The sequence below is a fragment of the Mesorhizobium sp. M7A.F.Ca.CA.001.04.2.1 genome (assembly GCF_003998485.1).
Taxonomy (GTDB): Bacteria; Pseudomonadota; Alphaproteobacteria; order Rhizobiales; family Rhizobiaceae; genus Mesorhizobium; species Mesorhizobium ciceri.
This window is the reverse complement of record NZ_RZQT01000008.1, coordinates 82,461-91,795: the sequence shown is the minus strand read 5'-3', so window position 1 is coordinate 91,795 and position 9,335 is coordinate 82,461. Positions and strand designations below refer to the sequence as shown.

Below are 9,335 nucleotides of genomic sequence, written 5' to 3'. Positions count from 1 at the left end.
GACCGGCCCGGCCGGCATGGCGGCTGCCCAGCAGCTTGGCCGCGCCGGTCACGACGTCCATGTCTACGAGCGCGAAAGCCGGCCCGGCGGGCTGATGCGCTACGGTATTCCCGACTTCAAGATCGAGAAGCACTATATCGACCGGCGCATCGAGCAGATGCAGGGCGAGGGCGTGACCTTCCATTGCGGCGTCAATGTCGGGGTCGACAAGCCGGTCGCCGAACTGCTCGCCGAACATGATGCCGTGCTCTATTGCGGCGGTTCCGAAACGCCGCGCGCGGCCGGTATTCCCGGCGACGATCTCGGCGGCGTGCATGACGCGATGCCCTATCTGGTGCAGCAGAACAGGCGTGTCGGCGGCGAACCGATCCAGTCGGTGGCGTGGCCGTCGCATCCGATCCTCGCCGGCGGCCAGCATGTGGTCGTCGTCGGCGGCGGCGATACCGCGTCCGACTGCGTCGGCACCGCCTTCCGCCAGGGCGCGGTCCGCGTCACCCAGCTCGACATCCGTCCGCAGCCGCCGGAAAAGGAAGACAAGCTTTCGGTCTGGCCCTACTGGGCGACCAAGATGCGCACCTCGTCCTCGCAGGCCGAAGGCGCCGAGCGCGAGTTTCAGGTGGCGACGCTCGAGTTCATCGGCGAAGACGGCCAGCTGACCGGGGTCAAATGCTGCGAGGTCGACGAAAAGCGCAAGCCGATCGCCGGCAGCGAATTCGTCATTCGTGCCGATCTCGCGTTCATCGCCATCGGCTTTGCCGGGCCAGCCGCTCGCGGGCCGGTGTCGGAACTGGCCGGCCAGATGAAGATCGCCATTGACAGCCGCCGCTCGAAGAATGTCGAGGCCAATGACCGGGACTACAGGACCAGCGTCGAAAAGCTCTATGCGGCGGGCGACGTGCGGCGCGGCCAGTCGCTGGTCGTCTGGGCGATCCGCGAGGGCCGCCAGGCGGCGCGCGCCATCGATGAGGCGCTGATGGGATCGAGCGTGCTGCCGCGCTGAGTCCGTCTCGAGACCCTACTTGTGCGGCCACCTGAAGGCGCTTTCCGCCCTTCCGCTGCCCCGGGCAGCTTACGGACTGATCGCCGTGGTCGTTTCGGTTGTGGCCCCGGCCGCAGGCTGCCGCCTTGGCGGCCAAGAAAAATCGTCGGCGCGGCCGGGCGAAGCAGCGCTGGGTTTAAGTGCTTGGGGTGACACGGCGTGATCTCCGCCGTTGGCGGGAACAGGGCAGTGCAATAGTACTGCCCTGTTCCTTTTGATCAGAGGCCAGTGCGGATTTCTTCGGCAAGCGCCCTCAACGTCGTCTCGACGTCATCGCCGTTTGCCATCTTCTGCATCGCCACGGCCCATGCGTTCATGGCTTCGCCGAAGCCGACACGCGGTGTGAAAGCCAGCGCGGCTTGATCCTGTATCTTTTTGAAGCTGTCAACGAAGTTGTTGAACTCGGGCTGCGAAGCGTACTTAGTCTAGGTATCGTCCTGCCAGGTCGACGTGCGCGGCGGATTGACGAGCTGGCCAGCAAGGGCACCCTTGAGCGCCACCTGCTTGGAGGTGGCCCACGGGATGAACAGCCAGGCCGTGCCCTTCTTTTCGGAAGCCGCGTTCATGGCGAGAGCCTAGATCCAGATGTCAGAATCCAAGCTCGTGGCGCTCGGTGCGTGCAGCGGCGGAGCGAAGGCGATCTTGCCGGATGCCGGCTTCCCCGCAACATCGTTCCAGAAGCCGAACATTTTTGAGTCGATCGTCATCGCGGTGCGGCCGGACGAGATGCCGTCCACGACCTGGTTCCAGTTATCATTGGCGAAGGAAGGAGCCGCGCACTTCTTGATCATGTCCGAATGTAGTCGTATCCAGCATCGGTAAGCTTCGGATCACTCATGTATTTGTCCAGCAGGCGCCACTCGGAGCGAGGTCCTACGCGGGCTGAATGCCAGTGCCGAACACATCCCATGCTGGCGACTTCGTCGTCAGTTGGATCGTCATCTTGTTCCAGTAAGAATCGTCTGGGTAGAGTTCCGGCGTGACCTTGATGCCGGGTCAGCTTCTCGAACTCCGGAAAGTTGCGCAGCGAGAGCATCCGCATAGGGGTGGATGTCGTAGGCCCAAGTTATGCTGGTCCCTTCGAATTGACGCCAGTTCACGGTGTCGGCAGCGGCCGAATTAGTGAGCGATGCCGAAACGGCAAGAAACGCCAAGTCAAAAGCAAGCTGTTTGCGTAGCGACGCGCACCTGTAACGAGTACGGGGAATGAGCGACCCATGTAATCCTCCCTGGGGCATTTTGCCAATTTTTGGGTCCACTCCTCCATCCCGAGTTTGCTCATAGCCACAATAAGCGGTTTCCAACGACCTCGCTCTGAATGCACCAGGCCAACTGGGTAAAAACGGGTAACCGGCACTTAAAGGCGATGTAGTATCGCCACCAGAAATACTGCTCCGTGGTGCTGGCCTTTGCCTGGGGGCGCAACACGGCAACTACCCGCTCAAAACGGTTGGTCCTCTACCTCTTATTCACCGTCGCTTTCCTCGCGGCCTAACCCGGCCGGAATATCCGTTGCCAGAAAAAGGCCTCGCGGCCGGTTCGAGGCGCATCCCTCCTCCGAAGCAGCACGCTCAAGTATCGTCACAAGCCCCGAGCGCTTCGCGTTCGGCGATGTCCAAATTCCGACAATGTCGGATACAGTCAGATCTACTGGATTGCGTTTGAATGGTTTTCTCATTTGGCACAGTACATGCGGGTCATCCGCAAAACACGTGACCGACCAACAAGATTTCGCATGATCACCTTACCACAACATACAGCCGCCGCGGAACAATCACTTGGCCCCTGATCGCCCGCCCCGGCACCACAACCGGAGTCATCGATGTTCTGACAGGCTGCCCAAGGATACCTGCTGCAACAGGGCTTGCCCTGGTGACGACCACTCCGGCTCCGCCGGTTACCGACGAGGGCAAAGTGACGGATTTCCTGCTTTTCAACGGCATGGAGGTGGCTGTCATTCCCGACCACCGCGCCGGTCGTCACCCATATGGTCTGGTGCAGGATCGGCAGCGCGGATGAGCTGCCGGGGATATCTGCATGTCTTCGAGCATCTGATGCTCAAGGCGCCTCGTGACGAGCACGGCTCCGTCGCCTGGAGAGATTGAACCCAAAGGGAGATTCAGATGTCTGAAGCGAATCAGGAAAAGTTGGACGCATTCTTGGGGAAAATGGTCGGCGATCTCGGTGCGATCGCAACGGGCGCGGGAGTCCTGCTGGGGGACAGACTCGGCCTGTTCAAGGCATTGCGCGAAGGCGGCAAGATGACGGCCGCCGAACTTTCGACACGCACCGGCACCCAGGAACGCCTCGTAAGGGAATGGCTTTCCGGGCAGGCGGCGGCGGGTTACGTCGACTACGATGAAGCGAGCGACAAATTCTATCTCAACGCCGAGCAAGAGCTGGTGTTCGCTGATGAAGACAGCCCGGCCTTCATGGCAGGCGCATTCGAGTTCCTGTCCGCGCTGTGGCTCGATGAAGAAAAGGTGAGGCAGGCATTCCAGTCCGGCAAGGGCGTCGGGTGGCACGATCATAGCGCGTGTCTGTTTCGCGGTACGGAACGGTTCTTCCGTCCAGGCTACAATGCCAATCTGATCGACTCCTGGCTGCCGGCCTTGGAGGGCGTCGTCGAGAAGCTCGAACGCGGCGTGGACGTCGCGGATGTTGGATGCGGTCATGGTGCATCGACCGTGCTCATGGCACAGGCCTTCCCCAATTCGCGCTTCGTCGGCTTCGACTATCATGCCCCTTCGATTGAGCGCGCCCGCAAGGCGGCCGAGGTAGCCGGCGTCGGCGTTAACACGCGGTTCGACGTGGCGGCCGCCAAGAGCTATCCCGGAACCTATGACCTCGTCACATTCTTCGATTGCCTTCACGACATGGGCGACCCGACGGGCGCCGCCACCCATGTCCACGGATCGCTCAAGCCGGACGGCACGTGGATGATCGTCGAGCCGTTCGCGCATGATCATCTGGCGGCGAACCTCAATCCCGTCGGCCGCGTTTACTATGCCGCTTCCACTTTTGTGTGCACGCCCGCATCCGTGTCGCAGGAAGTCGGGCTCGCGCTTGGAGCCCAGGCCGGTGAGGCGAGGCTGCGCAAGGTTGTGACCGGCGGCGGCTTCAAGCGATTGCGTCGCGCCGCGGAGACACCGTTCAACATGGTGCTGGAGGCCCGCCCTTAGCGTGGCCGTCGCCAGAAATTGCAGCTCATCGCATTTGATGAAGATCACCGCCAAAAATCCGGACGCATCGGGCACATTTTCAAGGCGCCTGGGTTCACGCAGAGGTCGCTGCCGAGTTGTGTGCCAAGAGTCCCATACGTTGCGGCTCAGAAAGGACCCGACGCACGGCTACGAACATGCCCATAGCGATGGCCGCTATAATCACATATGCCCACCATGGCGCGTTCACAAAGCTGGTAAGCCACGTCGCACCGAACGCGCTTACGACAAAAACGAGAGCCTCGATAAAAAGACTGAGCCTGTACACATTGAGTCGTCTCATCCTCATACCACCCATCCAAGGACTGAGCTTGTTGCGCTACTGCGACAGCAGCCTAACATATTGGAGAGCGCTCACTATTTCTATGCTGAACAGTCTCGCCTGAGTATATGTTTTAGCTAGTCGCTAATTATGGAATTCTGCCAGTCTGCATTTCCCCCTGATCTGATGTAGAGCAGCTTCCAAGTGGGAATTAGTCCCCCATCGACCGGATCGGGCGACACGAACATGCGCTGAAGGCTTGGCGGAACGGCTACTGGGACCATGATGCTACTCGAATGCAAGATAGTGTCAGAACGTCCCGGGAAGGCTGCAGGCAGGGGATGTCAGGTCAATCAGCCTATAGATATGATACCGCCCATTCGCTGAGACTTCACGATGGGCATAGGAGGTGGGAATTCGTGCCTTGAGATGGACGCGGCTGTCGGAGCAGGCGAGCACGGCAGCAGCGATGGCCTGAACCTTCGGGCCGCTGACAAAAACGTTCACCACCGCACGCGAGCCGAACCCGTCGAGATACGTCTCGAAAGCATCGAGGTGGGCCATCAGCCCGAAAGCCTGGATGTCGCGAACTTCGCCATCTTCGAGCCGGTGGGTTTCACGTACCTTGGCCACCTGTTGATCGAGCAAAGCATCGATATGCGCATTCTTCTCGCTTCTTGGGACGAGGAGCGAGATCCGTTCCGGACTGACGATATCGATCAATCCGTAGAATACGTCTGCATCTCCTCCGATCCCCACGAGCAGGACTTTCTCTTCGCCCATTCCTCCGCTGCCTTGAAGATGAGGGACGGTGACGTATCGGTCCAAGCCGCTGGAAAAATCCTCTTTGCCGATCGCGTTCCCGTAGATACCTTCGGCGTACCCGAATTCGAGAGACTGAATCGACATTTTCTTGAATGCCACCGCAATCAGCCATTGGATGTAGATTCGCGGCATCGTCGAGCACTCGACGAAAACCTTCCGCAGGCTTCCTTCGTATGAGCCACATGAAGCGGCCATCTGAGTGAGCAGGTGATCGAGGAGATTGATGTTCTTCTGATACTCGATGGAAGGCTCGAGGGTGATCACAGTCACTTCGACGCCCCATCGGGTACCCATAGCGATGAGCTTTCGCCGGTTTTCTTCGACGGCTGGGACGTTCGCTTCCTTCAGAGCAAAGTCCAGAACCACGATCTTGCCGACCTTCAGGTCAAGATGGTTTTCGAACGCGGCGAAACGCGTTTCCCATCCAAGCGCGACGATCGCGATATCTGCCTTCATCGTTTCGCAGGTACCTGCATCTCTCGCCTTCTCGGTGACGGCCAGATGGCCGAAGACTCGATACTCGACAGTTGAAGCGGTCATTCGAGATCGCTCTCGAAAAGCGAGTGCTGGAATTCGGTCTTGAGTGCGGGCCGCGCGACGAGCTCCTTAAACACCGAGTCGGCCCAGTCTTCTGGGAGCCGATGCCTGGTAAAAAGCAGGTCGACCATCCGCGCCGCAGGGATTGTGTTGATTTCGTACGGGCCGCGATAGGAGAACCCGAAGTAAGGTGCAAATCGCCGATGCAATCTGATCATCATCTCCTTCGATGCGGGGTCGGCGCGGTCCACCTCAAAGTTGCCGGCGGCGGAGACCTCCCGGATAAACCCATCCCTTTCCGCCCGACGCAGGACCTCGTCCAGTTTTCCGCTGGGTTGCTCCAGTCGGTTCACCAGCGAGCGCATTTCCTTTAGATCGACCCTGAAAATGCCTCTCTCTGTCGTTCCTAGAGCATTTTCTTCGGCAAACTCTGTCTGGAGGCGAGCGGTCAGGTAACCCAACGCCCGCACCATGCGCACGCTCTCTTCTTCGTACGGATGTGAAAGCGCCTGAAGTCCATCAAGCTTCCGTTGAGAGGCGGCGTTCACAGCCTGTCTCTGCTGTTCGAGATGAATCTGTAAATCCGAGTTGATGAATTCCACCAGTTTTCGTGGATCACTGGAACTCGGAACACTGCGGCGGAAGATCTCTCCCATTATATCAAGGAAATCGCGTATACAGACGTCGCTCAATGATGTGATGATCTGGTGCCCTACGTACGGGTAGTCATGGAGACGCAGCATCTGGCACGCTTTCAGAAAAGCCCATCCCTGTTTCCGGGCGATCGACCTCTTCAGATTTGAAGCATCCGCCTTGCTCATGGGCCGGCGCTTGATTTCCGGGTTCATGAGCGCGAGCGCCAGCCCTTCGGCATAAGGGCGCGCTTTTCGATCAAGAAGGAATTGCTGCTGATCCGCCGTCCTCAAATTCACGGAGAGGAATTCACGTGCTGCATCAGCAAGTGCCACAAGCTCTTCTCTGCCCTCGGAATGACCCGATATGATAACCCGCTCGATGATGTCATTGACGGAAAGCCGCCCCAGCCGGTTTTTGAGCGAAAACGCGCTGAGCGCATCGTTGCGCTCGAGATCACTCCGCAGATGGTCAGGAAGCGCATAGTACAGCCGAAGCGACGACACGTTCTCGCACAGCGTGGCGAACTCCCTCGGATCGACTGAATCAAGATTCTCGACGTCCCGGTCAGCATTCGAGAGCGACTGGCCGGGTATGATCGTCCGGATCGTGTCGTAGAGACCGCCGATGTAGGCGAGGACCCATTTCACGTTGCCCCGCGTCTTCCTCACCAAGGTGTTCAGGAACTGCTGTTGGAGCGGTGTCAGTGCTTCACAGTCGTCAATCAGGATCTTGAAGAAAGGCGCCCTGTCACCGGCGAAAGATGGGCCATTTAAAAGTGGAGTGATCGCGGTCGCGACCTTGTTAATGATCGCGCCAGGGTCTGTCGCTCTGAAGCCGGTCGCTACGGCATCGGCGGCAAAGAAGAACGCGTTGAAGCATTCGTCGACGTACCGGGTTATCCTACCCCGCAGCTCATCGATGCTGAAGAAGTCGAGACGGGCAGGTTGGGGTATGAAGTGCAGCACTTCGCGATGCAGTGCCAGGGCGACGTCCCTATCTTCGGAGGCCCGGTATTTCAAGTGGCCGTCGCGTCTGAGCTGGCCGATGCTCTCGAGCAGGCGTTCGACTATCTTCAGCTCCAGATAGTGAGAGAAGATTACGAATTGCCGCGGGATCACGGCGGCCGTGTCGAAGCGTATCCGCTCCGGAATGAGGTTCAGAACCGCGTTGTCGATTAGGGGCGAGAATGTCTCATTGAGCTGGAAGAAGACGCCATACCAGCCGAGCTTGCCGACTTGGTCCGCGAGACTTTTGTCTTCGAGGATATGGACTGTGGAAAGCGAGCGAAGAATGCTGGTCTTGCCACTGCCTCTCGTCCCTGCGACGAAGACCGGCTTGGCGGCGGCAGAAATCAAGGCCGACTTCTGACTGAACCACAGTATCGGGCGGCTTTCGTACTCGATCCTGTTCGGGCCGAACGGATTCTGCATCGCTATTCGTCCCTTACCTTAATGCGCCAGGCCGAGTTTGCCTTCGTGAGGCCGTCTATCTCGACGGCGCGCGCCGCTTGGAGCATCAGAAGAGAGTCTTCCAGATCTAGCCCGAGCTCGGCGGAGCCGGCAATCTCAGTGATCTCGTCCCAGAAGAGTAACCCATTCCCGCGCCTGGTGGCATGGTCGCGGAGTCGGCGCAGCAGGTCAAACGTGTCGTTGTTAAGAAAGGCCTTGCCGTTGGACATGGTCGAGATAAAGCAATGTTCGCCTTCCATGACCGTCCCGTCGGCGACATTGGTGCGGTAGGGTATAAGTCGGATGCCGACGAGCTCTCCCTGATCGGTCGTGAAGAAGACGAGCTCATTGAAACCTGATTGTATCTCTGGTGCTGAGATGCAGATCAATTTGCCGTCCGGAAACCTTGGATCGTTGACGATCTCGACCGGATCAGCATGTATGTGTCCATGCAGGTATACGATAGGCTTGTTACCCTGCAGCAGCTGAGTTCTGACAAATCCGCTGTTGAGCATCTCCGCGTATGGCGTAATGCGCGGAGTCTTTTGTGGCAGCAGATTGTGATGGCCGATCATGATGCCGTAACGCATGTCGGGCTGCTGGAGCAATTCCTGTAGGCCTGCAAGCATCTCACGCGAGATGTATGGCGTGTCCATCTGACCGTAATACTCGTCGTCGGACGCCTCCTTGTCTGGATCGCTGGGAGGTGTCGCGGGCGAATGTCCCGAGATGTCCGGCGAGCCGAGATCTACAGGTTCTGTAGAAGGACTGAGTGCCTCGAGACGATCACGAAGGAACGCGGGAAGGTTCTGAAGCTCCCAACTGCCTATTGCTGTGTTGACGAGGATGAAGTTTGCGCCTGCGGATCCTGTCGGAAGTCTGAAGTGCACGGGTTGGTCCACGGGAACGGTCTGCCAACCCAAGCGGGCGGCTAAACTCGCCATTTCGCTGAATTTCTCAGTCGGTCCAAGTTCGCGCGCGTCATCACGGTTCACATCGTGATTTCCCGGTACGAATATCAACGGAAGCGCCTTTGAACTGCGTCCCTGTGCGCGGCAGAGCAACGTGAAATGCTGGAATGCCGAAGCAATGAAGGTCTTGTCGCCACGGCTCGTGAAATCCCCCATGAAGGCGATCGAATCCAAGGGCTTCGAAGTCGTCAGCCGCCGAAGTTTCGTCAAGACGGCACGCAGCGAAGACGCGCGTAGCTTCTGCGTTATTTTCGGAGCGAACTTGCTATCCTTGGCATCGATGTTGCTAGAGGAAGGATGCCAGTCCGGATAGTGAATATCGCCTACTTGAAGGATTCGCACCCGCCGCATAACTCGCCCCCCTGCCGAGAGCCATAGACTAATCCGTTCGCTTTT

Annotated in this window: 7 protein-coding genes and 1 pseudogene; 3 read left to right on the top strand and 5 right to left on the bottom strand. The window is 58.7% G+C overall.

Annotated elements, in window-relative coordinates:
* On the top strand, positions 1-1,000 hold a 1,000-nt coding region (locus EN955_RS04815; RefSeq protein ID WP_164769873.1), incomplete at its 5' end, for a glutamate synthase subunit beta.
* 464 nt (positions 1,001-1,464) lie between these two features.
* Here the strand turns inward: EN955_RS04815 and EN955_RS35270 are convergent.
* On the bottom strand, positions 1,465-1,605 hold the full coding sequence (locus EN955_RS35270) for a hypothetical protein (RefSeq protein WP_245265356.1): 141 nt from the start codon (positions 1,603-1,605) through the stop codon (positions 1,465-1,467).
* A 9-nt stretch (positions 1,606-1,614) separates the two neighbouring features.
* Positions 1,615-1,776, bottom strand: coding sequence for a hypothetical protein (locus EN955_RS35265; RefSeq protein ID WP_245265355.1), 162 nt, complete (start codon positions 1,774-1,776; stop codon positions 1,615-1,617).
* A 1,132-nt stretch (positions 1,777-2,908) separates the two neighbouring features.
* Here EN955_RS35265 and EN955_RS04805 point away from each other — a divergent pair.
* Positions 2,909-3,105, top strand: a pseudogene (locus EN955_RS04805) (insulinase family protein); the annotation flags it as partial.
* Between the two features lie 57 nt (positions 3,106-3,162).
* A complete protein-coding gene (locus EN955_RS04800; RefSeq protein ID WP_024504268.1) occupies positions 3,163-4,221 on the top strand; it encodes a class I SAM-dependent methyltransferase in 1,059 nt (352 codons plus the stop codon).
* Positions 4,222-4,831: 610 nt separating this feature from the next.
* Here the strand turns inward: EN955_RS04800 and EN955_RS04795 are convergent.
* The 3 genes from EN955_RS04795 to EN955_RS04785 are packed head-to-tail and all read right to left on the bottom strand — an operon-like array spanning position 4,832 to position 9,290.
* Complete coding sequence (locus EN955_RS04795; RefSeq protein WP_024504266.1) at positions 4,832-5,887, bottom strand: hypothetical protein; 1,056 nt, start codon at positions 5,885-5,887, stop codon at positions 4,832-4,834.
* Positions 5,884-7,950 (bottom strand): hypothetical protein, encoded by a 2,067-nt coding sequence (locus EN955_RS04790; protein ID WP_024504265.1) that lies wholly within the window; start codon positions 7,948-7,950, stop codon positions 5,884-5,886. The genes EN955_RS04795 and EN955_RS04790 overlap by 4 nt, the downstream gene beginning before the upstream one ends.
* A 2-nt stretch (positions 7,951-7,952) precedes the next feature.
* Complete coding sequence (locus EN955_RS04785) at positions 7,953-9,290, bottom strand: metallophosphoesterase (RefSeq protein ID WP_024504264.1); 1,338 nt, start codon at positions 9,288-9,290, stop codon at positions 7,953-7,955.
* Between the last annotated feature and the right edge of the window lie 45 nt (positions 9,291-9,335).